Origin of the sequence: Trabulsiella odontotermitis, from assembly GCF_030053895.1 — a bacterium.
Taxonomy (GTDB): domain Bacteria; phylum Pseudomonadota; class Gammaproteobacteria; order Enterobacterales; family Enterobacteriaceae; genus Trabulsiella; species Trabulsiella odontotermitis_C.
In genome coordinates this window covers 3087989-3112415 of sequence record NZ_CP125781.1, presented here as the reverse complement: position 1 = coordinate 3112415, position 24427 = coordinate 3087989, and the positions used below count along the sequence as shown (strand labels likewise).

Here is a 24427-nt window from a genome sequence, read left to right as displayed (position 1 = left end):
TATTCAGAAAAGATATATCACTGGATTAAGATGAAAACGATCGAAGTTGATGACGAACTCTATCGCTATATTGCCAGCCACACGCAGCACATTGGCGAGACCGCATCCGACATTTTACGGCGTATGCTCAAGTTTTCCGCCGTAACGCAAACCGCTGCTCCGGCCACCCGCACGGTTTCAGCACCCGCAATCGCTCAGGCGCCGGTCACCGACGCTAAATCTGCCAACCCGAAGAAAGACAACGTTCGCGCTATGCGTGAACTGCTGCTTTCTGATGAATACGCAGAACAAAAGAAAGCGGTAAACCGCTTTATGCTGGTGCTCTCCACGCTCTGGAAACTGGACAACAGCGCGTTTGCCGATGCGACGGAATCGCTCCACGGTCGTACCCGGGTTTATTTCGCGGCGGACGAGCAAACGCTGCTGAAAAATGGCAATCAAACAAAGCCCAAACAGGTGCCTGATACGCCATACTGGGTGATAACCAACACGAATACGGGCCGTAAATGCAGCATGATCGAGCACATCATGCAGTCAATGCAGTTCCCCGCGGAATTGATTGAAAAGGTTTGCGGCACAATTTAACCCTTGCATAAGAAGGACCAGGCAATGGCAAACCATCCGCGTGCAGGTCAGCCTGCACAACAAAGTGATTTGATTAACGTCGCTCAGCTGACGTCTCAGTACTATGTGCTGAAACCGGATGTCAATAATGTTGAACATGCGGTGAAATTCGGTACGTCCGGTCACCGTGGCAGCGCCGAACGTCACAGCTTTAACGAACAGCATATTCTGGCGATTGCCCAGGCTATCGCTGAAGACCGCGCCAAAAACGGCATCACCGGACCGTGCTTCGTGGGCAAGGATACTCACGCGCTGTCGGAACCGGCGTTCATTTCTGTGCTTGAAGTACTGGCCGCCAACGGCGTTGATATCATCGTGCAGGAAGAGAACGGCTTTACGCCGACGCCTGCCGTTTCAAACGCCATTCTGGTTCACAACAAAAAAGGCGGCGCGCTGGCGGATGGTATTGTGATTACGCCATCGCATAACCCGCCGGAAGACGGCGGCATCAAGTACAACCCGCCCAATGGCGGCCCAGCGGACACTAACGTCACCAAAGTGGTTGAAGACCGCGCGAACCAGTTGCTGGCGAACGGTCTGAAAGACGTTAAACGCATCACGCTGGATGACGCCTGGAAAAGCGGCCGCGTGAAGGCGCTGGATCTGGTGCAGCCGTTTGTTGAGGGCCTCGCGGATATCGTCGATATGGCGGCTATCCAGAAAGCGGGCCTGAAACTGGGCGTTGATCCGCTCGGCGGCTCCGGGATCGAATACTGGAAACGCATTGCTGAATTCTACAAACTTGATCTCACCATCGTGAACGATCAGGTCGATCAGACCTTCCGCTTTATGCATCTCGACAAAGACGGCGCTATCCGTATGGACTGCTCTTCCGAGTGCGCGATGGCGGGCCTGTTGGCGCTGCGCGACAAGTTTGACCTGGCGTTTGCCAATGATCCGGATTACGACCGTCACGGCATCGTCACCCCGGCAGGGCTGATGAACCCGAACCATTACCTGGCGGTAGCAATCAATTACCTGTTCCGGAATCGTCCGCAGTGGGGCAAAGACGTGGCGGTCGGTAAGACGCTGGTCTCTTCCGCAATGATTGACCGTGTGGTTAACGACCTGGGCCGCAAGCTGGTGGAAGTGCCGGTAGGCTTCAAATGGTTCGTTGATGGTCTGTTCGACGGCAGCTTCGGCTTCGGTGGCGAAGAGAGCGCAGGGGCTTCTTTCCTGCGTTTCGACGGTACGCCATGGTCGACGGATAAAGACGGCATCATCATGTGCCTGCTGGCGGCTGAAATTACCGCGGTCACCGGTAAGAACCCGCAGCAGCATTATGATGAGCTGGCCCAGCGCTTTGGCGCGCCGAGCTACAACCGTCTGCAGGCGGCGGCGACATCCGCGCAGAAAGCGGCCCTGTCTAAGCTGTCGCCGGAAATGGTGAGCGCCAGCACGCTGGCCGGTGACCCGATCACCGCCCGCCTGACGGCAGCTCCGGGCAACGGGGCGTCCATCGGCGGTCTGAAAGTGATGACTGACAACGGCTGGTTTGCTGCGCGTCCGTCTGGCACGGAAGATGCCTACAAAATCTATTGCGAAAGTTTCCTTGGCGAAGAACATCGCCGCAAAATTGAGAAAGAAGCGGTAGAAATTGTCAGCGAAGTGCTGAAAAACGCGTAAAAAAGAACAGGCTCCGCAAGGAGCCTGTTTTACATTACGTGATGGCGGCAGCGGGCATAGCCGCTGCCGGGAGAACAGATTAACTGTGTTTGTTTTTAAGTTCGAAGCGCGGTGATACCAGACCGTACAGCGTCCAGCCGAGGAAGGTCGCCAGCGCGCCCCACAGCATCGCTTCTTCCCCTGAGGAGTAGAGCGCGTAGAAGCTGTACAGGGCACCGACGAACGCCACCACGTTCGCGACACGGGCTTTGCCTGCATCCACATTCGCCACTTTCTGAATAATGACCAGCGCGGCCATCGACAGAATGTAAGGAATGATGTTGGTCACCACCGCCAGGTTAACCAGTACGTTGAACTGGCTGTTCAGCGACGGACTAATGGTCATCAGTGACAGAACCGACTGCAGGATCACGATGGTTAGCATCCCCTTCAGCGGTGCATTCGCTTTAGAGACATGGGAGAAGACTTTCGGGAAATAACCTTCATCTGCAGAAGATTTAAAGACCTGTGCGATAGTGAACTGCCAGCCGAGCAGCGAGCCGCAGCAGGACATCACCATCAGCGCCATGATCACTTTACCGACTTCCGGAGTGAACATCTGCGCAAACGCCAGACCGAACGGCGCGGTAGAGTTCGCCAGATCCATGTTCGGCACGATACCGGCAATCACGTTGGTGGAGACGATGTAAATCACCGCCGCACCCAGCGTACCGCCCAGTACGGCGATCGGCACGTTACGTTCCGGGTTTTCCACCACATCCATGTTGGCGCAGGCAGATTCCAGACCGAGGAAGGCCCACAGCGTCATGGCGATGGATGAGCCTACTGCGCTGAAGAACGGCACGTTATGCGGGTTCCAGGAGTTGGCGTACAGGGTCGGGCTGAACCAGAACCAGCCGATAACGCACAGACCCACCACCGGGATGATAACCCCCCACACGGTCACGCTACTGATCTGACCGGTGATACGTGCGCCGCCGAAGTTAGCGACAGTGCACAGCCACAGCACCCCGATGGTAGCCAGTGCAATCTGTACCGGCGACAGGGTGGCACCGATCAACTCGGTGCCGTAGCCGACTGCGGAGATGGCGATAGCCACGTTGGCGATCAGCAGTGATACGCCGTAGGTGTAGTTCGCCATGAAGTTACCGGATTTACCGAAAGCATATTCGGCATAACCGCCCATCCCGCCTGATTTGCGGCTGAACATCCCGCATTTGGCGAAAGCGTACGCCAGCGCCGTCGATCCTACCGCAGTGACCAGCCAGGAGATAATGGAGATAGTCCCCACTTCCGCCAGTTTGGTGGGCAACATGATGATGCCGGAGCCCATCATGTTCACTATCGTCAGGATGGTGAGCTGTACAACGCCCATCTTATTGGATTTACCACTCATAATTTTTCCCCTTTGGTGTCGCGAGGCGTGATGACGTAGCACCACACTTCTTTGCGACCTTCATGTTCCTGGATATAGACCCCTTGCAGCTCTGGCGCGAAACCAGGCAGCAGGTTGATACCTTCTTCCAGTGCTGTGAAATACTGCAGAACGGCACCACCCCAGATTTCGCCCGGGACTACACACAGCACGCCTGGCGGGTAAGGAAGTGCGCCTTCAGCGGCAATGCGTCCTTCGGCTTGCGGCAGCGGCACGAGGTCAACTTCGCCACGAAGATAGGCGTAGTTGGCATCCTGCGGATTCATGCTGACGCGCGGGAAGTGTGATTTACGGAACATCTCTTTTTGTAGCTGCTTAACGTTGTGACGAGCGTACAGGTTGTGCATCTCCTGACACAGCTGGCGTAGGGTATACCCGGCATAACGCTCTTTATGTTGATTGTAGATGGACGGCAGAACATCCTTCAGCGGCGCATCGGATTCGAGCAGTTGTTCGAAACGCACCAGATGCGCAACCAGTTGCTGCAACTTGGCCATATCTTCAGCCGGAGTCAGCAGGAACAGGATGGAGTTGAGGTCGCATTTTTCCGGGATCACGCCATTTTCACGCAGGAAGTTGGCAAGAATGGTCGCCGGAACGCCAAACGACTCATATTCGCCGCTGGCGGTATTGATGCCAGGGGTAGTGAGCAGCAGTTTACATGGATCAACGAAGTACTGATTTGCGGCATAACCCTCAAAGGCATGCCAGCGTTCGCCAGGACCAAACTGGAAGAAACGCAGATCGCTGGAAATGGTAGCGGCATCGTAAGACTGCCACGGTTTACCGTCGACCATCGTCGGCACAAACGGGCGAATATGTTTGCAGCTGTCGAGGATCATCTTACGGGCATTGACGCCATTGACCACGCAGTCCATCCACATGTTACGGCCGCTTTCGCCTTCGTGCATTTTGGCGTTGATATCCAGGGCCGCAAACAGCGGGTAGAACGGGCTGGTGGAGGCATGCATCATAAAGGCGTTGTTAAGACGCTTATGCGGAACGTAGCGGGACTGGCCTTTGATATGGCTGTCTTTTTTATGGATTTGCGACGTCTGCGAGAAACCGGCTTGTTGCTTGTGAACGGACTGCGTCACCAGGATACCCGGATCGTTTTCGTTCAGATCCAGCAGCAGCGGGGAGCAATCCGCCATCATCGGAATGAACTGCTCGTAGCCAACCCACGCGGAGTCAAACAGGATGTAGTCGCAAAGGTGACCAATCTTATCCACCACCTGACGGGCGTTATAAATGGTACCGTCGTAGGTGCCTAACTGGATCACGGCGAGGCGGAACGGACGGGCATCGTGCGCACGTTTCGGCGCCACTTCGCCTATCAGATTACGCAGATACTCTTCTTCGAAGCAGTGCGCATCAATACCGCCGATGAAGCCGTACGGGTTACGTGCGGTTTCCAGGTAAACCGGCGTCGCACCAGCCTGCAACAGCGCGCCGTGGTGGTTAGATTTGTGGTTGTTACGGTCAAACAACACCAGATCCCCTGGGGTCAGCAGCGCATTCAGCACCACTTTGTTTGAGGAGGAGGTACCGTTCAGGACGAAGTAGGTTTTATCGGCGTTAAATACTTTTGCCGCGTGCTGCTGTGCGGTGCACGGCGCGCCTTCGTGAATCAGCAGGTCGCCCATGGCGACATCGGCGTTGCACAGGTCAGAGCGGAACAGGGTTTCGCCGAAGAATTCCACGAACTGGTTACCGGCCGGGTGACGACGGAAGAATTCACCGCCCTGGTGCCCAGGGCAATCAAAGGCGCTGTTGCCTTGCTTCACGTAATCGACCAGCGCACGGAAGAACGGCGGGCGCAACTGAGTTTCATATTTCAGTGCCGCGGCTTCCAGTTGACGACCATAGAACTCATTGCGGGTTTCGTCGTGTTCGAATACGCCCTGGACGCGCGCCAGGTATTCTGACGGGACTACTTCGTCTCTATTAATAGAAATAAATACCGGAATGTTATAGCCGGTGGAATTTAATTTATCGAGCATCCCGCATTCAACATCTTCGATAGTGAGGACAACGGCGGCAACGTCAATAAAATCGGTTTCAGAAGTATTTACAATGCTGCGCTGAGTTGAAAAACAGTCAGGGCAAGTACGGCTAACCGCGATTTTTAATTCAGTCATTTTTAATCTCTTTAATTTCAGGTAATAACAGGTCCTCAATTTCCCTAATGAGAAACTGATTATTCCGGAAAAAAAGCAATACCACTCCGCTGATGAATAAATCAGTAGGTTGCTTTTTTTTAGATGTAATAAATCCCGCCAGCCCGGTTGCTGGAAATAAAGGATCTATTCAGATGAGCGCAATGAGCTACAGGCGTGTGCCTGCATTAACGAGGATTCAGGATGACCTGTATGCTGAAGCGCCCGTCGTAGTCGGATGACTACCGGGCATTAAAGAAGTGAAAATCAAAGCTGTTGCGGTGGGCAAACATCATAATATGTGTTGTCCGCCTTATGTGTGGCATCATTCGGTTATTGTTTTCCATGATATGTACCTTTCACTGATTAACTGAAGGTACAGCCATTTTATCCAGGAATGCGGCTTATTCTGTGAACAAGATCAATAAATATCGATCATTGCAGAAATAATTAGTCACTACTTATGCATATCGCAGGTCAATCTGCTGTATTGTGACTTTTTTGTAAATGGATTGTTCTTTTATCTATTTAATATAGTAACTCACCGCGACAAAATTTAATTTGAGCGGTGTGTTAATTTAGAAATAAATAAAAACTAAGACAGGTGCTGATTAAAATGAATAGTTATTCAAAATATAAAGCGGTAGCCAATCCCGGTTTCTGTCAATAAATGCTGTGGCCGCGCGGGATCGGCTTCCAGTTTCTGTCTCAGGTGACCCATATAAATACGCAAATAATGGCTATGTTCAATCGCATTTGGTCCCCAGACCTGATTTAACAGCTGGCGCTGGGTCAGTACTTTTCCCGGGTTATTGAGTAAAACCGCAAGCAAACGAAACTCAATCGGGGTGAGATGAATTTCTTCGCTGCCCCGAACAATATGCCGTGAGACCAGATCAACCTCGACATCGGCAAAGTGAATCAACGGCTCGCTCTGTTGCCCCCCGGCATGACGACGCAGCGCCACGCGCAGACGCGCCTGCAATTCCCCGACGCCAAACGGCTTACTGAGATAATCATCGGCTCCGGCATCCAGCGCAGCGATTTTGTCCGTCTCTTCCACCCTGGCTGACAAGACAATCACCGGGATCTGACTCCACTGGCGCAGGTCACGGATAAAGTCGATACCGTCACCATCCGGCAGGCCGAGATCGAGGATCACCAGATCCGGCTTGCGGGTTGCTGCTTCAATCAGACCACGCTGTAAAGTGTCAGCCTCAAATACGCGCATGTTCTCGGCTTCCAGCGCGGTGCGCAGAAAGCGACGGATAGCCTGTTCATCTTCAACAATGAGTACGTTAATCACAGTTCTTCCTGAAAATCGTCCAGTTCGGGAGGGGACTCCAGTGGAAGTGTAACACGGAAACAGGCACCACCTTCAGGGCGGTTCCACGCTGAAATGGTGCCACCATGCACCTCGACAATCGCCTGGCAGATAGCCAGTCCGAGCCCGACGCCGGGGATCGCAGACTCTTTCGTGCCGCGGGCAAACTTGCCAAAAATGGCCTTCTCCTGACCCTCGGGAATACCAGGGCCATCGTCCCAAACGTCCAACAGCAACTTGTCATTGTCGGTTTTTGCCGTAATACCGATGTGTGCATGATGCCCGGCATATTTGACTGCGTTTTCCAGCAGGTTAATCAGTACGCGCTCAAACAGCGACCCGTCGACGTGAACCAGCATCAGCGGATCGGGTAGGGAAAGGTTGATATGACGCCCGCCGAGACCCGGTTCCAGCGTTTTTAGCGCACTGCCGACCACTTCTTCCAGCGTCAGCCACTCTTTGCGCAGGTTAAAGCCGCCGGACTGGATGCGCGCCATGTCGAGCAGGTTGTTTACCAGCCGGGTGGTGTTCAGCACATGCTGGCGGATTTCATTAGCCTGCGGCGCATGTTTTGAACCTTCACTGGCGAGATCCAGCGTCAGGATCTCCGCCTGACCAAACAGCACCGTCAGCGGGGTGCGTAAATCGTGCGACAACGCCGCCAGCAGCGAGTTGCGAATACTTTCGCGCTCGCTGGCGAGGCGGGCCTGCTCTTCGCTGGCGGTCAGCGCCAGCCGCTCCAGCGCGTTTGCCACCAGCAGGGTAAAGGTCTCCAGCAGACGTTGCTGTTCCGGGATCATCAATTGGCGCAGATTGCTCGGCTCGACCACGACCAGCCCGTGAGTTTTGTCGGCGCTGATGAGCGGTAAAATCTGATACGGCACGCCGGGCAGGGTATCGGTACCGGCCCCGGCAGGCTGCCCTTTGTCAAAGCTCCAGCGTGCGATGGCGCTGTCCCATGGCGTCATGCCCTGTTGCTGCGTCAGTGGGACGATTTTTCCGTTCGCATCCGGCAGCAGCACCTGGCTGCGGGCATCAAAAGTGGACTGAATAAATTGCTCGCTGGTGACGGCGATGTCCGTCACGCTACGACCAACGGCGAGCGCTTTCGACATCTCATACAAATGACGGGTGCGCTGTTCGCGATAACGGGCGATGCGTGCCTGATAGCGAACGCCCGCCGTCAGGTTACCGATCACCAGCCCGACGGTCAGCATCACGCCGAAGGTCAGCAGGTACTGCACATCCGAGACTGCCAGCGTGCCCCTGGGCGCTACAAAGAAGATGTCAAAGCTCATGACGTTGATGACAGTCGCCAGCACCGAGGGCCAGCGACCGAAAAACAGGGCGACGAGCACCACGCCCAGCAGGTAAATCATCACCAGGTTCGTGGCATCAAACGCTGTCAGCCACTGCGACGCCACCAGCGTGATAATGGCGCAGAGGGCCACCGCCACCGCGCAACCGCGCAGCTGTACCCGCCATTTCTCCCGCCAGGGGCGGGTATCGCTGGCGCGAGACGGCAGATTCGCGGGCTTTTCGTCCAGCGCCACGACCATCAGATCCAGATCCGGCGCATGGGCGGCGAGCCGGTCGGCAAAACCGCTACGGTTAAACCAGCGGCGTTTGCTGTAGCGGCCAATAACGATTTTGCCAAGATTATGCTCGCGGGCGTAGCGCAGTACGGCGCGGTCTTCAGAAGGATCAGAAAGTGTAGCGGTTTCCGCTCCCAGCTCTTGCGCCAGCGTTAGCGCGCTGAGGATCGCCCGCCGCTGCTCTTCCGGCAGACGGTGCAGGGCAGGGGTTTCGACATACACTGCATGCCAGACGCTGCCAAGTTTCGCCGCCAGCCGCGCCGCGGTGCGCACCAGTTTTTCGCTGCCGGTGTTATGGCCGATGCACAGCAGGATGGCGTCGCGGGTGTGCCAGACTTTTTCCTGCCCTTGTCTGTCGCGCCAGGCACGCATTTGATCGTCGACGCGATCGGCGGTACGGCGCAGCGCCAGCTCGCGCAGGGCAATCAGGTTGCCTTTGCGAAAGAAATTTTCAATCGCCCGTTCCGCCTGACCACCGATATACACTTTGCCTTCATTCAGGCGCTGACGCAGATCGTCCGGCGGTAAGTCGACCAGCACCACTTCATCGGCGGCATCAAAGAACGGGTCAGGCACCGTTTCGCGCACCTGAATGCCGGTCACGCCGCTGACCACATCGTTGAGGCTTTCCAGATGCTGAACATTAACAGTGGTAAAGACGTCGATACCGGCTTCCAGCAGCTCTTCTACATCCTGCCAGCGTTTCGGATGACGGGAGCCCGGCGCGTTACTGTGAGCCAGTTCATCCATCAGAATTAACGCCGGACGCCGCGCAAGGGCGGCGTCAAGATCGAATTCAAGGACATAGCGCCCGCGGTAAGCGATGCGCTTTAACGGTTGCGTCGCCAGTCCTGTCAGCATAGCCGCGGTTTCTTTGCGGCCGTGGGTTTCCACGACGCCAGTTAAAATGTCCAGCCCCTGCGCCCGCAGTCGTTGCGCCTCTGCCAGCATGGCATAGGTTTTCCCCACCCCGGCGCAGGCGCCAAAGAAGATCTTCAGCTTACCGCGATGGGGGGAGGCGGTCTGTTCCAGTAACCGGTCGGGATCCGGGCGCAGCGGCTCTTCGGTCATTTCACTCTTCCTTCAGGGCATCCAGTGCCATATTCAGCTCATTAATATTTACCACAGATTGCCCCAGAACGCCGACCGGCGGTTCTTCGGTCATGCTCCTCACCAGTTTCGTGATTTGCTCTGCGGAAAGGTGACGCGCGTGAGCGACACGCGGTACCTGCCACAGTACCGCTTCAGGGGTGAGCTGGCTGTCCAGCCCGCTGGCGGAGGCGGTGACCAGTTCTACCGGTACCTGAGCTGCGGCGTTCGGGTTGGCGAGACGCAGTGCCTTAACGCGGTCGGCGATGGCGCTATCCTGTGCCGGGTTGCTGACCGCCAGATTGCTGCCGCCAGAGGCCATCGGGTTATCAGGTGTCTCTGCCGTGGCGGACGGACGCCCGTGGAAATAGCCCGGCGAGGTGAAATTCTGACCAATCAGACGCGAGCCGCGCAGAGCATCACCCTGACGGATCAATGAACCGGTGGCCTGATCCTGAAACCACCACTGACCCAGGGCGGTGGTCAGCAGCGGGTAGAGTCCGCCAGTGACCAGCGTCAGAAAAATCAGTAAAACAAAAGCCGGTCGTATTAATGACATGGTTATTTCCTCACACCAGACCCAGCAGGGTTAACAGAAGATCGATAATTTTGATGCCAACAAACGGCACCAGCAGGCCGCCGAGGCCGTAAATCCACAGGTTACGGCGCAGCATCGCTGAGGCGGTCAGCGGCTTGTAACTCACCCCTTTCAGCGCCAGCGGGATCAGGAACACGATGATCAGCGCGTTAAAGATCACCGCGCTTAAAATCGCCGACGCCGGAGAGTGCAGATGCATCACGTTCAGCACGCCCAGTTGCGGATACGTTACCGCGAATGCTGCCGGAATAATGGCGAAGTATTTCGCCACGTCGTTGGCAATACTGAATGTGGTTAACGAACCGCGGGTCATCAGCATCTGTTTCCCGATGTGTACGACTTCAATCAGCTTGGTGGGGTTGGAGTCGAGATCCACCATGTTGCCCGCTTCTTTCGCCGCCTGAGTCCCGGAGTTCATCGCCACCGCCACATCGGCCTGTGCCAGCGCTGGCGCATCGTTGGTGCCGTCACCGGTCATCGCTACCAGTCGTCCTTCCGCCTGATACTGGCGAATCAGCGCCAGCTTGGCCTCCGGCGTGGCTTCGGCGAGGAAATCATCCACCCCGGCTTCGGCAGCGATAGCGGCAGCCGTCAGCCGGTTGTCGCCGGTGATCATCACCGTTTTAATACCCATTTTGCGCAACTGGGCAAAACGCTCTTTAATGCCGCCTTTTACGATGTCTTTCAGGGCGATAACGCCGAGGACATTCGCGCCTTCCACCACCACCAGCGGTGTGGCGCCCTGGCGTGCGACACTTTCCACCAGTTGGTCAACGTCCGCCGGGAAGTGGCCGTTGTTGGCTTCAACGTGGCGGCGAATCGCATCAACAGAGCCTTTGCGGATCATCCGGTTGTCGATGTTAATGCCGCTCATCCGCGTCTGGGCGGTGAAGGGCACGAACGTGGCATGCAGTTGTTGCACGTCGCGCTCGCGCAGGTTAAAGCGCTGTTTGGCGAGCACCACAATGCTGCGGCCTTCTGGTGTCTCATCCGCCAGCGACGCCAGTTGCGCGGCATCGGCCAGCGTGCGTTCATCGGTGCCTCTGGTGGGCAGAAAATCAGAAGCCTGACGGTTGCCGAGGGTAATGGTGCCGGTTTTATCCAGCAACAGAACGTCGACGTCACCGGCGGCTTCCACGGCGCGACCGCTGGTAGCTATCACATTCGCACCGAGCATCCGGCTCATCCCGGCGACGCCAATCGCCGACAGCAGACCGCCGATGGTGGTCGGGATCAGACACACCAGCAGCGCCACCAGCACGGTCACGCTGACCGCCGCGCCGCCCCAGGTGGAGAAGGGCCAGATAGTGGCGGTCGCCAGCAGGAAGACGATGGTCAGCGCCACCAGCAAAATGGTCAGCGCGATCTCGTTCGGCGTTTTGCGACGCTGGGCGCCTTCAACCATGGCGATCATTCTGTCGAGGAAGGTTTCGCCCGGGTTAACGCTGCACTGCACCACCAGCCAGTCGGAAAGAATGCGCGTGCCGCCGGTCACCGAGGCGAAGTCGCCGCCGGATTCGCGGATCACTGGCGCCGATTCCCCGGTGATGGCGCTCTCGTCAACGGACGCGCCGCCTTCGATCACTTCGCCATCGCAGGGGATAATATCCCCGGCCTCGACCAGTACCACGTCGCCTTTACGTAACTCGTCCGCCGGAACGTGATCAACCTGAGCGCCATGGTGCGGCGCGCGCAGCTTACGGGCGAACGCCGTTTTCTTCACGCCACGCAGGCTGTTGGCCTGCGCCTTGCTGCGGCCTTCCGCCATCGCTTCCGCAAAGTTGGCGAACAGCACGGTAAACCACAACCACAGGCTGACAGCGCCGGTAAAGAAGGCATCGCCGGTGAGGTGACCGGTGGCCATGGCGATCGCCAGCACGGTCGTCAGTACGCTGCCGATCCAGACGATAAACATCACAGGATTGCGCCACTGAATGTCAGGACTTAGTTTTTTAACAGAATCGATCAGCGCCTGGCGGACCAGCGAGGGTTCAAACAGGGCCATGGGTTTGCGACTCATAAAATAAGGCTCCGTACGACTTAAAATAACGAGAGATGTTCAGCGACCGGCCCCAGCGCCAGCGCGGGAATGAAGGTCAGCGCGCCGACTAATAAAACGGTGCCGATCAGCAACCCCACGAAAAGTGCGCCGTGCGTCGGCAGCGTCCCGGTGCTGGCAGGTTGTATTTTTTTCGTCACCAGCGAACCGGCAATCGCCATGACCGGCACGATGATGGCAAAACGTCCGAAGAACATGCAGAAGGCCAGCAGGCAGTTCCAGAATGGTGTGTTGGCGCTCAGACCGGCAAAGGCGCTGCCATTGTTGTTGGCCGCAGAGGAGACGGCGTACAACACTTCGCTGAAACCGTGCGTGCCAGGGTTGAGCATGCCGCTGCGTCCGGCGTCGGTCATCATCGCCAGCGCCGTACCGAGCAGGACCAGCGTCGGCGTGACCAGAATCGCCAGCGCGGTCATTTTCATTTCGCGCACGTCGATTTTTTTACCGAGGTATTCCGGCGTGCGGCCGATCATCAGCCCGGCGATAAACACCGCCAGCAGCACAAACAGCAGCATGCCGTACAGCCCGGAGCCGACACCGCCGAACACCACTTCACCAATCTGCATCAGCCACATCGGCACCATGCCGCCCAATGCGGTAAAGGAGTCGTGCATCGCGTTCACCGCTCCACAAGAGGCCGCAGTGGTTATTACCGCAAACAGGCTGCTGGCGAGGATGCCAAAGCGACTCTCTTTGCCTTCCATATTGATATTGCTGTCCGCGCCCAGCGCCATCAGGTGCGGGTTGCCCTGTGTTTCCGCCCACATCACCACTGCCACGGCAACGACGAAAATGATCGACATCGCCCACAGCAGGGTGCGCCCCTGACCCCGATCGCCGACAGCATCGCCAAAGGCGAAGCACAGCGCGGCGGGGATCAGGAAAATCGCCAGCATTTGTACAAAGTTAGTCAGCGCCGTGGGGTTTTCGAACGGGTGCGATGAGTTAGCGTTAAAGAAGCCGCCACCGTTGGTGCCCAGCATTTTTATCGCTTCCTGCGAGGCGACCGGCCCCATCGGCAGCAGTTGTTTTGCCCCTTCAAGCGAGGTGAATGGCTGGTATGGCAGGAGGTTTTGCAGCGCGCCCTGCTGGATAAAAAACAGCGCGATAACAAGCGACAGCGGCAACAACACCCATAGCGTAATGCGGGTTAAATCCACCCAGGCGTTACCGAGCGTGGTGGCGCTACGACGGGCAAACGCACGCGTCAGGGCGAAGATCACCGCGATACCGGTGGCGGCAGAGAGAAAGTTCTGTACTGTCAGCCCCGCCATCTGGCTCAGATAACTCATGGTGGTTTCACCAGAGTAGGACTGCCAGTTGGTGTTGGTTACAAAGCTGACTGCGGTGTTCAGCGCCAGATGCCAGGACAGACCCGGCAGGTTTTGCGGGTTCAGCGGCAGCACGCCCTGACACATCAGCAGAACGAACAGAACCACCAGGCCAAAGATATTGAGCAGCAACAGCGCCATCAGATACTGGCGCCAGCCCATCTCCTGTGGGCGAATGCCGAGAAGTCGCCAGATCCCGCGTTCCACACCAGCAACACCCGGCAGCGGGGTATCGTTAATCATGCGCGCAAGCAGCGTCCCGAGCGGGCGCGACAGTATGAACAGCACCAGTAAAAAACCGGCAATCAGTAAAAATCCCTGAGCGGCCATCAGAATGCCTCCGCATTAATCAAGGCATACACCAGATACGCCAGTAACAGGAAAACCAGCACAACGCCGGCTATTACACCTGTAGTCACAATCCACCTCCGGGGGCTTTGAGTTATTACCCGGATGGTAGAAATCGCGGCGCAAAGATGTCGCAAAAATCGCGGTGGCGGATGTAAAAAAAGTATAAAAATGGCCTAAAGCCACAATTTAACTAATGGTTAGTATTAATTTAACTTTTACGTAACTTATTTACAGAAATAATGTAAATAAAGGCTAAACACGCTAAAAAAAGTGGTCGGATGAGTAGTAAAATTACAGGCAAAGCGGTACTATTTTAGCCAGACATCATTTAGCCCATTTACCGGTGAACATTACCGGCCAGCCAAAGGGGAGAGAATCATGGATCTTTACAAAGAGTATCCAGCACCTGTTATTTTTCTGCGTCGCACTTTCGCCGTGGTGGCGGGGATTGTTGCGCTGCCGGTCATGCTGTTCTGGAAAGACCGTGCCCGTTTTTATAGCTATCTGCATCGCGTCTGGTCTAAAACCAGCGATAAACCGGTGTGGATGGACCAGGCCGAAAAAGTGACCTGCGATTTTTACTAACGAAGATACACACAGCAATGCAAAAGCCGTCACCTCAGGTGGCGGCTTTTTTTATCTCCCGGTTTACACTTAGGGTAACCACTGAAAGGGAGCCGCTATGTGTGAGAATTTTTATGCGCGTACTTATGCGCTTCAGGAGCTTAACGAACTCAGGGAACAGGGATTAACGCGCGGCGCGCTGGTGGCCTTTCATAGCCGCTATAAGCTGGTACTTCTGGCGCATTCACAGCCAGCGTATCGAGAGCTCGGGCGTTTTATGGCGGAGATCGCGCGCTGGTCTTCGCTGGAGGATTTTTATCGTGAGTACCTTCAGCGTCTGAGCGATCTCCTGTCCCAACCCGCCACCCGCAACAATCACACCAACGTGCTGATGCATGTGCAGGGGTATTTTCGCCCGTATCTCAGTTCGTCGCAGCGCCAGGCACTGGCCACGGTGATTGACGACTACCGGCAGGGAACGCAACCGCTGCTTGCGCCCGTCACCCTCATCCAACACTATATGTCTGAATTTCCTGACGCTTACCTGAGCAGCCAGCGCTATTTTGAGTTCTGGTCTTTATACGACGAACATTAAATCGGGAGCAGTATGACCACTCATCTGGTCTGGTTTCGCGCGGATTTGCGCGTGCATGACAATCTGGCGCTCACTGCGGCCTGCCGCAATCAGGATGCCAGCGTTCTGGCGCTGTATATCGCCACACCGGCGCAGTGGCGACAACATCAAATGGCGCCACGGCAGGCCGCGTTTCTGGTCAGCCATCTGAACGCGCTGCAGCAGGCGCTGGCGGAGAGGGGCATTCCGCTGATAGTAAAATCAGCTGACACCTTTGCCGATAGCGTCACGGTGATTCAGGACGTGTGTGCCGCGTACGACGTCAGTGCGCTTTTCTACAATTATCAGTATGAAATTAACGAGCGCCAGCGGGATGCCGCGGTGGAGCGCGCGCTGGAAAAGGTAATCTGTCAGGGCTTTGATGACAGCGTATTGCTCGCGCCCGGCAGCGTCACCACTGGCAATCACGAAATGTACAAAGTGTTTACGCCGTTCAAAAACGCTTTTTTGCGCCGTCTGCGCGACGAACTTCCGCTATGTCATCACGCTCCGGCGGTCAGGCAGCGTGGGGCGCTTAATGAGGCACTGTCGCCGGTGAACGTAGATTACCCGCAGCAGCCGTTTGATGCTGACGCGTTTCCCGCCGACGAGCAAAGTGCCCTGGCGCGGTTGCGCCTTTTTTGCCAGCAGGCGCTGGCGCGTTACGAGGTCGATCGCGATTTCCCGGCCATCGATGGCACCAGCCGGCTTTCCGCCTGCCTGACGCTGGGGGTGTTATCGCCGCGCCAGTGCCTGCATCGCCTGTTGAAAACGCACCCGGACGCGCTGGAAGGGGGAAGGGGATCGGTCTGGCTGAATGAGCTGATCTGGCGGGAGTTCTACCGTCATCTGATTACCCGTTATCCTCAGTTATGTAAACACCAGCCGTTTATCGACTGGACGGACCGCGTACAGTGGAAAAAACCAGACGCGACACTCACCGCATGGCAGAACGGCGAGACCGGATATCCAATCGTCGATGCGGCCATGCGTCAGCTCAATGCGACGGGCTGGATGCATAACCGCTTACGGATGATCGTCGCCAGTTTTCTGGTGAAAGACCTGCTGATCGACTGGCGGGAAGGGGAACGCTATTTTATGTCACAGCTGATCGACGGCGATCTGGCGGCAAACAACGGCGGCTGGCAGTGGGCGGCCTCTACGGGTACGGATGCCGCACCGTATTTTCGCATTTTTAACCCCACCACCCAGGGCGAGAAATTTGATAAAGCTGGTGAATTTATTCGCCGCTGGATCCCTGAACTGGCGGCGGTACCGACGGCATCAATCCATACGCCGTGGCAATGGGCGGAAAAAACACAGGTAGTACTTGATTATCCTCGCCCGGTAGTCGATCACAAACGGGCACGCGAAGCGACGCTTGCGGCGTACGATGCCGCCAGAAAGGGGACGCGGGCCGTTGTCGCGGACGACTGAGATCGCTATGGTGTGCCTGTGAAACCTTTTTTATTTTGGATCGTTTTGTGGATAGAGGAGTAACGATGAAAAACACCGAGCTTGAGCAACTGATTAACGAAAAGCTTAACAGCGGGGCGTTCAGCGATTACGCACCTAACGGTCTGCAAGTGGAAGGGCGCGAGACAGTCAGCCGGATTGTCACTGGCGTCACGGCAAGCCAGGCGCTGCTGGATGAAGCCGTTCGTCTGCGGGCGGATGCGGTCATCGTGCATCACGGTTATTTCTGGAAAGGGGAATCACCGGTGATCAGCGGCATGAAGCGCCGTCGCCTGAAAACGTTGCTGGAAAACGATATCAATCTGTATGGCTGGCATCTGCCGCTGGATGCGCACCCGGAGCTCGGCAACAACGCCCAGCTTGCGGGACTGCTGGGGATTAACATCATGGGTGAAGTCGAGCCGCTGGTGCCATGGGGAGAACTCTCTATGGCGGTACCTGGCCCCGAACTGGCTTCGTGGATTGAAGCCCGCCTTGGTCGCAAACCACTATGGAGTGGGGATACCGGGCCGGATAAAATCATGCGCATCGCCTGGTGTACCGGTGGCGGTCAGGGATTCATCGACAGCGCAGCCCGCTTTGGCGTTGATGCGTTTATTACCGGTGAAGTGTCCGAGCAAACCATTCACTCGGCGCGTGAGCAGGGGCTGCATTTCTATGCCGCCGGTCATCACGCGACCGAACGCGGTGGGATCCGTGCGCTCAGCGAGTGGCTGAACGAGACCACCGATCTGGATGTTACCTTTATCGATATCCCGAATCCTGCCTGAGTGGAGAGAAAAGTGCAGCGAGCGCGTTGTTATCTGTTGGGTGAAACTGCCGTCGTGCTGGAGCTGGAGCCGCCAGTGACGCTGGAGAGCCAGAAGCGGATCTGGCGGCTGACCCAGCGTCTGGCGGATCAACCCGACGTGGTGGAAGCCATTCCGGGAATGAATAACATCACCGTGGTGTTGCGAAATCCGCAGTCGCTGGCGCTGGACGCCATTGAGCGCCTTCAGCGCTGGTGGGAAGAGAGCGAGGCGCTGCAGCCGGACTCCCGCTACGTTGAAATCCCGGTGGTGTATGGCAAAAATGTCGGACCGGATCTCGGCGTGGTGGCGCAGCACTGCGGGCTCACTGAAAAGCAGGTTGTTGAGCTGCACGCCTCGGTAGAATACGTGGTGTGGTTTCTCGGTTTTCAGCCGGGGTTTCCGTACCTCGGTGGGCTGCCGGAACCCCTCATCACTCCGCGCCGGGGAGAGCCGCGCCTGAGCGTACCCGCCGGAACGGTAGGGATCGGCGGCGCGCAGACAGGCATTTATCCGCTGGATACGCCGGGTGGCTGGCAGCTCATCGGTCATACTGCGCTGCGGCTGTTTGACCCGGCGCGTGCTGAGCCTGCGCTGTTGCGCCCCGGCGATGTCGTGCGCTTTATCCCGCAGCGGGAGGGCGTATGCTGAAAATTATCCGTGCCGGACTGTATGCCTCCATTCAGGATACGGGCCGTTATGGCCTGCGTCAGTCCGGCGTCAGCCACTGCGGTGCGCTGGATAAACCGGCGCTTATCACCGCCAATCTGCTGGTGGGAAATCCGCCGAATGCGGCGGCGATTGAAATTACTCTCGGGCAGATAACCGTGGAGTTTGAACGCGACAACTGGTTTGCGTTAACCGGGGCAGGGTGTGAAGCGCAGCTCGACGGAAAACCGGTATGGAGCGGCTGGCGACAGCAGGCGTTCGCCGGACAGCAACTGGTGCTGAAACGCCCGCTGCATGGTATTCGCAGCTATCTGGCGGTGGCTGGCGGTTTTGACGTGCCGGAAGTGATGGGTTCCCGCAGCACCGATCTGAAAGTGGGGATCGGCGGTCTGGAAGGGCGCAGGCTGGCGGATGGTGATCGGCTGGCGATTTGCCCGTCAACGCGCACCTTTAGCCAGCCGACGGGGGTGAAACAGTTATTGACCAGCAACCGCATTCGCGCGCTGCCCGGCCCGGAATACCATGAGTTTGATACTGCCTCGCAGGAGGCGTTCTGGCGCTCGCCGTGGCAACTCAGCCCGCAGAGCAATCGCATGGGCTATCGCCTGAAAGGCCAGCCGTTGGTGCGCACGACGCAGCGGGAGTTGTTGTCGCATGGTTTGTTGCCGGGCGTGGTGCAGGTGCCGCATAACGGACAGCCCATCGTGCTGATGAGCGACGCGCAGACCACCGGCGGCTATCCGCGCATCGCCTGTATTATTGATGCGGATATGTACCAGCTGGCGCAAATCCCGCTCGGACAGCCGGTGCATTTTGTGCCCTGTTCGCTGGAAGAAGCGCTGAAAGCGCGCAGCGATCAGCAACGTTACCTTGAACAACTGGCGTGGCGGCTTAACGATGAACATTGATTTGAATGCCGATCTCGGGGAAGGGGGGGCCAGTGACGCGCAACTGTTGCAACTGGTCTCTTCGGCCAATATCGCCTGCGGATTTCATGCCGGTGATGCGGTGATGATGCGTACCGCCGTGCGGGAAGCGATGCGTAACGGCGTGGCGATTGGCGCACACCCCAGCTTTCCCGACCGGGAGAATTTTGGCCGTACAGCGATGTCGCTGCCCCCCGAAACGGTGTATGCGCAAACGCTGTATCAGATTGGCGCACTGGGGGCGATTGTTCGTGCGGAAGGCGGTGTGCTGCGCCACGTCAAACCGCACGGCATGCTGTATAACCAGGCGGCGAAATCGGCAGATCTGGCGGACGCGATTGCCCGCGCGGTGCGTGACGCTGACGCGCAATTGATTCTGACCGGGCTCGCTGGCAGCGAATTGATCCGCGCCGGGCAACGGAACCACCTGACCACGCAGGAAGAGGTGTTTGCAGATCGCGGTTATCTGGCGGACGGCAGCCTGGTGCCGCGTACGCAGCCAGGTGCGCTGATCGTTGATGAAGACAGGGCGCTGGCACAGACGCTGGAGATGGTGCTGCGCGGTCGCGTGCAGAGCATCACCGGTGAATGGGCGACCGTGCGTGCGCAAACCGTTTGCCTGCATGGCGATGGCGAACAGGCGCTGGCGTTTGCTCGCCGTCTGCGGGCGGCATTTGCGGAACATGGCATTACGGTCAGCGCCGCGTGAGATAAAAAACCGGGGAGCGTTGCCGCGTCCCCGGTGTGTTCAGACCGCTAATGGCTTAGCGTTTTTTCACGTTGGACTCAAATTCACGCTTGTCGTAGCCGGTGTACAGCTGACGCGGACGCGCAATTTTCATCCCTTCCGTGTGCATTTCATTCCAGTGCGCAATCCAGCCGACGGTACGCGCCATGGCGAAGATCACAGTGAACATGGAAGACGGAATGCCCATCGCTTTCAGAATAATGCCAGAGTAGAAATCGACGTTCGGGTAGAGTTTCTTCTCGATGAAGTACGGGTCGTTCAGCGCGATGTTTTCCAGCTCCATCGCCACTTCCAGCAGATCATCTTTGGTGCCCAGCTCTTTCAGCACTTCATGGCAGGTTTCACGCATGACAGTGGCGCGCGGATCGTAGTTTTTGTAAACACGATGACCGAAGCCCATCAGGCGGAAAGAGTCGTTTTTGTCTTTCGCGCGACGGACGAATTCCGGAATATGCTCAACCGAGCTAATCTCTTCCAGCATTTTCAGCGCCGCTTCGTTGGCGCCGCCGTGTGCCGGTCCCCACAGGGAGGCAATACCTGCCGCGATACAGGCAAACGGGTTCGCGCCCGACGAGCCTGCAGTACGTACCGTTGAAGTTGACGCGTTCTGTTCGTGGTCAGCGTGCAGGATGAGGATCCTGTCCATCGCACGTTCCAGTACCGGGTTAACTTCATAGGTTTCACACGGTGTGGAGAACATCATATTCAGGAAATTACCCGCATAGGAGAGATCGTTGCGCGGATAAACAAACGGCTGACCGATGGAATATTTGTAACACATGGCGGCCATCGTCGGCATTTTGGAGAGCAGACGGAACGCCGCGATTTCGCGATGACGCGGATTATTCACATCCAGCGAGTCGTGATAGAACGCCGCCAGTGCGCCGGTAATCCCGCACATCACCGCCATCGGATGGGAATCGCGACGGAATGCATGGAACAGTCGGGTGATCTGCTCATGGATCATAGTGTGGCGGGTGACGGTGGTTTTGAATTCGTCATATTGCGCCTGCGTCGGTTTTTCGCCGTTCAGCAGGATGTAACACACTTCCAGATAGTTAGACTCGGTTGCTAACTGATCAATGGGAAAACCGCGATGCAGCAGGATACCTTCATCACCATCAATAAAGGTGATTTTGGATTCGCAGGATGCGGTAGAGGTGAAGCCAGGATCAAAGGTAAACATTCCTTGTGAACCTAACTTACGGATATCAATAACATCTTCACCGAGCGTGCCCTTTAGCACATCCAGTTCGATAGCAATATCACCGTTTAAAGTGAGCTTTGCCTTAGTATCAGCCATTACGGTCTCCTTAGCGCCTTATTGCTTAAGACTGCCGGGTGCCGGATTCGCATTCAGACTGTTCATAACCGTTACCAAAATTGTTATTTGGCTCGCCGCTCTGTTTCAGAGGAGAAACCAGGGTACAGAGCAAAGGGCGCTGGATGGCAGACGGTTAGTTTACAGCGAAACAACAGCAAATCAGGGTCTTAGCAGTCCGTATCATTCAAACCTGTATATCACTAATAACTGTCCTGATCACTTCGGTCAATACCGACACACTGTTACATAACTTATATTCAGGTGAAAGCACGACCTCATAACTTTTACGCATTATATGACTTTTCTGGTGATGGTTGTAACAGTAATGTTTAATATTTGTCAAATCAGCTGATTAAATTTTAAAAAAATGTTGTTATCGTGATATTGATCACTGTTCCGCATAAAACCCGACAAACTATATGTAGGTTAATTGTAATGATTTTGTGAACAGCCTATACTGCCGCCAGGTCTCCGGAACACCCTGCTAATCCCGAGCCACCCAGCGTTGTTTTGTGTCGTTTTTGCTTCTGAAAGGGAGTTTTAACATGACGCTTAGTTATAGTAAGGACGCTGCTTGACCCGCACGCAGACCGGAGGATGGAATAATAAGAACAGCATGTGGGCGTTATTCATGGTAAGAAATGTGAAAAAACAAAGACCTGTCAATCTGGATCTTGCAACGATCCGGTTTCCTGTAACGGCGATAGCGTCCATTCTCCATCGCGTCTCCGGTGTGATCACCTTCGTGGCCGTCGGTATTCTGCTGTGGTTGCTGGGCACCAGCCTCTCTTCTCCAGAAGGTTTCCTCGTCGCCAGCTCAATTATGAGCAGCTTCTTCGTTAAGTTCATTATGTGGGGCATCCTCACTGCGCTGGCATACCATACTGTCGTCGGTATTCGCCATCTGTTGATGGACTTTGGCTACCTGGACGAAACCCTCGAAGCAGGGAAACGCTCCGCTACTATCTCTTTTGTTATTACTGTCGTGCTTTCACTTCTCGCAGGAGTCCTCGTATGGTAAGCAACGCCTCAGCATTAGGACGCAACGGCGTACATGACTTCATCCTGGTCCGTGCTACCGCTATCGTTCTGACCCTCTACATCATTTATATGGTTGGCTTTTTCGCGACGAGCGGCACGCTGACCTGGGAAGTCTGGTCGGGTTTCTTCTCTTCCTCGTTCACCAAAGTCTTTACCCTGCTGGCGCTTTTTTCCATCTTGATTCATGCCTGGATCGGCATGTGGCAGGTGTTGACCGACTACGTTAAACCGCTGGCTGTACGCCTGATTCTGCAACTGCTCATCGTGGTTGCGCTGGTGGTTTACGTGATTTATGGATTCGTTGTGGTGTGGGGTGTGTAATGAAACTGCCAGTCAGAGAATTTGATGCTGTCGTTATCGGCGCAGGTGGCGCAGGCATGCGCGCTGCGCTGCAAATTTCCCAGAGCGGCCAGACCTGTGCGCTGCTCTCTAAAGTGTTCCCGACCCGTTCCCATACCGTATCCGCGCAGGGTGGCATCACCGTGGCGCTCGGTAATACCCATGAAGATAACTGGGAATGGCACATGTATGACACCGTGAAAGGGTCAGACTACATCGGCGATCAGGACGCGATTGAATATATGTGTAAGACCGGCCCGGAAGCGATTCTGGAGCTCGAGCACATGGGACTGCCGTTCTCCCGTCTGGATGATGGTAAAATTTATCAACGTCCGTTTGGCGGCCAGTCGAAAAACTTCGGCGGCGAGCAGGCGGCACGTACCGCAGCGGCGGCTGACCGTACCGGTCACGCACTGCTGCACACGCTGTATCAGCAAAACCTGAAAAACCACACCACCATTTTCTCCGAGTGGTATGCGCTGGATCTGGTGAAAAACCAGGATGGCGCGGTGGTGGGTTGTACCGCGCTGTGCATTGAAACCGGTGAAGTGGTGTACTTCAAAGCCCGCGCCACCGTGCTGGCGACTGGCGGCGCAGGCCGTATCTATCAGTCCACAACCAACGCCCACATCAATACCGGTGATGGCGTGGGGATGGCGATCCGCGCTGGCGTGCCGGTGCAGGATATGGAAATGTGGCAGTTCCACCCGACCGGTATCGCCGGCGCGGGCGTCCTCGTGACCGAGGGTTGCCGTGGTGAAGGTGGTTATCTGCTGAACAAACATGGCGAGCGCTTTATGGAGCGTTATGCGCCAAATGCGAAAGACCTGGCGGGTCGTGACGTGGTGGCGCGTTCCATCATGATCGAAATCCGTGAAGGTCGCGGCTGCGATGGCCCGTGGGGTCCGCATGCTAAACTGAAACTCGACCATCTGGGGAAAGAGGTTCTGGAATCCCGCCTGCCGGGTATCCTCGAACTGTCCCGCACCTTCGCGCACGTCGATCCGGTGAAAGAGCCGATTCCGGTGATTCCGACCTGCCACTACATGATGGGCGGTATTCCGACCAAAGTGACCGGCCAGGCGCTGACCGTGAACGAGAAGGGCGAAGACGTGGTGATCCCGGGTCTGTTCGCGGTGGGCGAAATCGCCTGCGTATCGGTTCACGGCGCCAACCGCCTCGGCGGCAACTCGCTGCTGGATCTGGTGGTCTTTGGCCGCGCGGCGGGTCTGCATCTGCAGGAATCCATTGCTGAGCAGGGCGCACTACGTGACGCCAGCGAATCCGACGTTGAAGGCTCTCTCGATCGTCTCAACCGCTGGAACAACACCCGCAGCGGTGAAGATCCGGTGGAAATCCGTAAAGCACTGCAGGAATGTATGCAGCACAACTTCTCGGTATTCCGCGAAGGTGATGCCATGCACAAAGGGCTTGAGCAACTGAAAGTGATCCGCGAGCGTCTGAAAAATGCCCGTCTGGACGACACCTCCAGCGAGTTCAACACCCAGCGCGTTGAGTGCCTGGAGCTGGATAACCTGATGGAAACCGCTTATGCAACGGCTCAGTCTGCTAACTACCGTACCGAAAGCCGTGGCGCGCATAGCCGCTTCGACTTCCCGGATCGTGATGACGAAAACTGGCTGTGCCATTCCCTGTATCTGCCAGAGTCGGAATCCATGACGCGTCGTAGCGTCAATATGGAGCCGAAACTGCGTCCGGCGTTCCCGCCGAAGATTCGTACTTATTAA

22 protein-coding genes and 1 pseudogene are annotated in these 24427 nt (G+C 56.3%); 12 read left to right on the top strand and 11 right to left on the bottom strand.

Going from position 1 to position 24427, the window contains the following annotated elements:
• Positions 1–30 precede the first annotated feature (30 nt).
• Positions 31–585 carry a replication initiation negative regulator SeqA gene (gene seqA / locus QMG90_RS14905; RefSeq protein ID WP_283280405.1) on the top strand — a complete coding sequence of 185 codons (555 nt, stop codon included), beginning with the start codon at positions 31–33 and terminating at the stop codon, positions 583–585.
• A 24-nt stretch (positions 586–609) separates the two neighbouring features.
• Positions 610–2250: a phosphoglucomutase (alpha-D-glucose-1,6-bisphosphate-dependent) gene (pgm, locus tag QMG90_RS14900; RefSeq protein WP_283280404.1), complete on the top strand. Its 1641-nt coding sequence runs from the start codon at positions 610–612 to the stop codon at positions 2248–2250.
• A 79-nt stretch (positions 2251–2329) separates the two neighbouring features.
• Here the strand turns inward: pgm and potE are convergent, their stop codons facing one another.
• The 9 genes from potE to kdpF form a co-directional block, all read right to left on the bottom strand.
• Positions 2330–3649, bottom strand: coding sequence for a putrescine-ornithine antiporter (potE, locus tag QMG90_RS14895; protein WP_283283976.1), 1320 nt, complete (start codon positions 3647–3649; stop codon positions 2330–2332).
• Entirely contained in the window at positions 3643–5826 is a 2184-nt protein-coding gene (speF, locus tag QMG90_RS14890; protein WP_283280401.1) for an ornithine decarboxylase SpeF, read from the bottom strand. Before speF ends, potE begins: the two co-directional genes overlap by 7 nt.
• A 260-nt stretch (positions 5827–6086) precedes the next feature.
• Positions 6087–6191 carry a leader peptide SpeFL gene (gene speFL, locus QMG90_RS14885; protein WP_006819052.1) on the bottom strand — a complete coding sequence of 35 codons (105 nt, stop codon included), beginning with the start codon at positions 6189–6191 and terminating at the stop codon, positions 6087–6089.
• Positions 6192–6472: 281 nt separating this feature from the next.
• Positions 6473–7150 (bottom strand): two-component system response regulator KdpE, encoded by a 678-nt coding sequence (gene kdpE / locus QMG90_RS14880; RefSeq protein WP_283280398.1) that lies wholly within the window; start codon positions 7148–7150, stop codon positions 6473–6475.
• On the bottom strand, positions 7147–9834 hold the full coding sequence (gene kdpD / locus QMG90_RS14875) for a two-component system sensor histidine kinase KdpD (RefSeq protein ID WP_283280396.1): 2688 nt from the start codon (positions 9832–9834) through the stop codon (positions 7147–7149). Before kdpD ends, kdpE begins: the two co-directional genes overlap by 4 nt.
• 1 nt (position 9835) lies before the next feature.
• Complete coding sequence (gene kdpC, locus QMG90_RS14870; protein ID WP_283280395.1) at positions 9836–10411, bottom strand: potassium-transporting ATPase subunit KdpC; 576 nt, start codon at positions 10409–10411, stop codon at positions 9836–9838.
• Positions 10412–10421: 10 nt separating this feature from the next.
• Positions 10422–12470 carry a potassium-transporting ATPase subunit KdpB gene (gene kdpB, locus QMG90_RS14865; RefSeq protein ID WP_283280394.1) on the bottom strand — a complete coding sequence of 683 codons (2049 nt, stop codon included), beginning with the start codon at positions 12468–12470 and terminating at the stop codon, positions 10422–10424.
• 20 nt (positions 12471–12490) lie between these two features.
• A complete protein-coding gene (gene kdpA, locus QMG90_RS14860) occupies positions 12491–14170 on the bottom strand; it encodes a potassium-transporting ATPase subunit KdpA (protein WP_283280393.1) in 1680 nt (559 codons plus the stop codon).
• Entirely contained in the window at positions 14170–14259 is a 90-nt protein-coding gene (gene kdpF / locus QMG90_RS14855; protein ID WP_081005628.1) for a K(+)-transporting ATPase subunit F, read from the bottom strand. The genes kdpA and kdpF overlap by 1 nt, the downstream gene beginning before the upstream one ends.
• A gap of 310 nt (positions 14260–14569) precedes the next feature.
• Here kdpF and QMG90_RS14850 point away from each other — a divergent pair, with 310 nt between their 5' ends.
• The 7 genes and pseudogenes from QMG90_RS14850 to pxpA all read left to right on the top strand — a co-directional run bounded on the left by QMG90_RS14850 (position 14570) and on the right by pxpA (position 19936).
• Positions 14570–14776 (top strand): YbfA family protein, encoded by a 207-nt coding sequence (locus QMG90_RS14850; protein ID WP_283280392.1) that lies wholly within the window; start codon positions 14570–14572, stop codon positions 14774–14776.
• Between the two features lie 94 nt (positions 14777–14870).
• Positions 14871–15350 (top strand): annotated as a pseudogene (locus tag QMG90_RS14845) (DUF1722 domain-containing protein); the annotation flags it as partial.
• Positions 15351–15362: 12 nt separating this feature from the next.
• Complete coding sequence (phrB, locus tag QMG90_RS14840) at positions 15363–16805, top strand: deoxyribodipyrimidine photo-lyase (RefSeq protein WP_283280391.1); 1443 nt, start codon at positions 15363–15365, stop codon at positions 16803–16805.
• A 65-nt stretch (positions 16806–16870) separates the two neighbouring features.
• Positions 16871–17614 carry a type 2 GTP cyclohydrolase I gene (locus tag QMG90_RS14835; RefSeq protein ID WP_283280389.1) on the top strand — a complete coding sequence of 248 codons (744 nt, stop codon included), beginning with the start codon at positions 16871–16873 and terminating at the stop codon, positions 17612–17614.
• Positions 17615–17626: 12 nt separating this feature from the next.
• On the top strand, positions 17627–18283 hold the full coding sequence (gene pxpB, locus QMG90_RS14830; protein WP_283280388.1) for a 5-oxoprolinase subunit PxpB: 657 nt from the start codon (positions 17627–17629) through the stop codon (positions 18281–18283).
• Positions 18277–19209: a 5-oxoprolinase subunit PxpC gene (pxpC, locus tag QMG90_RS14825; protein ID WP_283280387.1), complete on the top strand. Its 933-nt coding sequence runs from the start codon at positions 18277–18279 to the stop codon at positions 19207–19209. The genes pxpB and pxpC overlap by 7 nt, the downstream gene beginning before the upstream one ends.
• Positions 19199–19936, top strand: a complete 738-nt coding sequence (gene pxpA, locus QMG90_RS14820; RefSeq protein ID WP_283280385.1) for a 5-oxoprolinase subunit PxpA — start codon at positions 19199–19201, stop codon at positions 19934–19936. Before pxpC ends, pxpA begins: the two co-directional genes overlap by 11 nt.
• Before the next feature lie 55 nt (positions 19937–19991).
• On the opposite strand, the gene QMG90_RS14815 is transcribed toward pxpA, so the two are convergent.
• Positions 19992–21278 (bottom strand): citrate synthase, encoded by a 1287-nt coding sequence (locus QMG90_RS14815; RefSeq protein WP_283280384.1) that lies wholly within the window; start codon positions 21276–21278, stop codon positions 19992–19994.
• 205 nt (positions 21279–21483) lie between these two features.
• A complete protein-coding gene (locus QMG90_RS22565) occupies positions 21484–21591 on the bottom strand; it encodes a hypothetical protein (protein ID WP_419098689.1) in 108 nt (35 codons plus the stop codon).
• A gap of 324 nt (positions 21592–21915) precedes the next feature.
• Here QMG90_RS22565 and sdhC point away from each other — a divergent pair, with 324 nt between their 5' ends.
• From sdhC to sdhA, 3 genes are read left to right on the top strand one after another with little or no spacing between them, the layout of a single operon-like run.
• Complete coding sequence (gene sdhC, locus QMG90_RS14810) at positions 21916–22320, top strand: succinate dehydrogenase cytochrome b556 subunit (protein ID WP_283283975.1); 405 nt, start codon at positions 21916–21918, stop codon at positions 22318–22320.
• Positions 22314–22661: a succinate dehydrogenase membrane anchor subunit gene (gene sdhD / locus QMG90_RS14805; protein ID WP_283280383.1), complete on the top strand. Its 348-nt coding sequence runs from the start codon at positions 22314–22316 to the stop codon at positions 22659–22661. The genes sdhC and sdhD overlap by 7 nt, the downstream gene beginning before the upstream one ends.
• On the top strand, positions 22661–24427 hold the full coding sequence (gene sdhA, locus QMG90_RS14800; protein ID WP_283280381.1) for a succinate dehydrogenase flavoprotein subunit: 1767 nt from the start codon (positions 22661–22663) through the stop codon (positions 24425–24427). The genes sdhD and sdhA overlap by 1 nt, the downstream gene beginning before the upstream one ends.

Bases quoted from the DNA above. Each gene is read 5' to 3' on its own strand.
- seqA (WP_283280405.1), top strand. From the start codon at position 31: ATGAAAACGATCGAAGTTGATGACGAACTCTATCGCTATATTGCCAGC.
- pgm (WP_283280404.1), top strand. From the start codon at position 610: ATGGCAAACCATCCGCGTGCAGGTCAGCCTGCACAACAAAGTGATTTG.
- speF (WP_283280401.1), bottom strand. From the start codon at position 5,826: ATGACTGAATTAAAAATCGCGGTTAGCCGTACTTGCCCTGACTGTTTT.
- speFL (WP_006819052.1), bottom strand. From the start codon at position 6,191: ATGGAAAACAATAACCGAATGATGCCACACATAAGGCGGACAACACAT.
- kdpD (WP_283280396.1), bottom strand. From the start codon at position 9,834: ATGACCGAAGAGCCGCTGCGCCCGGATCCCGACCGGTTACTGGAACAG.
- kdpC (WP_283280395.1), bottom strand. From the start codon at position 10,411: ATGTCATTAATACGACCGGCTTTTGTTTTACTGATTTTTCTGACGCTG.
- kdpB (WP_283280394.1), bottom strand. From the start codon at position 12,470: ATGAGTCGCAAACCCATGGCCCTGTTTGAACCCTCGCTGGTCCGCCAG.
- kdpA (WP_283280393.1), bottom strand. From the start codon at position 14,170: ATGGCCGCTCAGGGATTTTTACTGATTGCCGGTTTTTTACTGGTGCTG.
- QMG90_RS14850 (WP_283280392.1), top strand. From the start codon at position 14,570: ATGGATCTTTACAAAGAGTATCCAGCACCTGTTATTTTTCTGCGTCGC.
- phrB (WP_283280391.1), top strand. From the start codon at position 15,363: ATGACCACTCATCTGGTCTGGTTTCGCGCGGATTTGCGCGTGCATGAC.
- QMG90_RS14835 (WP_283280389.1), top strand. From the start codon at position 16,871: ATGAAAAACACCGAGCTTGAGCAACTGATTAACGAAAAGCTTAACAGC.
- pxpC (WP_283280387.1), top strand. From the start codon at position 18,277: ATGCTGAAAATTATCCGTGCCGGACTGTATGCCTCCATTCAGGATACG.
- pxpA (WP_283280385.1), top strand. From the start codon at position 19,199: ATGAACATTGATTTGAATGCCGATCTCGGGGAAGGGGGGGCCAGTGAC.
- QMG90_RS14815 (WP_283280384.1), bottom strand. From the start codon at position 21,278: ATGGCTGATACTAAGGCAAAGCTCACTTTAAACGGTGATATTGCTATC.
- QMG90_RS22565 (WP_419098689.1), bottom strand. From the start codon at position 21,591: ATGCGTAAAAGTTATGAGGTCGTGCTTTCACCTGAATATAAGTTATGT.
- sdhC (WP_283283975.1), top strand. From the start codon at position 21,916: ATGTGGGCGTTATTCATGGTAAGAAATGTGAAAAAACAAAGACCTGTC.
- sdhD (WP_283280383.1), top strand. From the start codon at position 22,314: ATGGTAAGCAACGCCTCAGCATTAGGACGCAACGGCGTACATGACTTC.
- sdhA (WP_283280381.1), top strand. From the start codon at position 22,661: ATGAAACTGCCAGTCAGAGAATTTGATGCTGTCGTTATCGGCGCAGGT.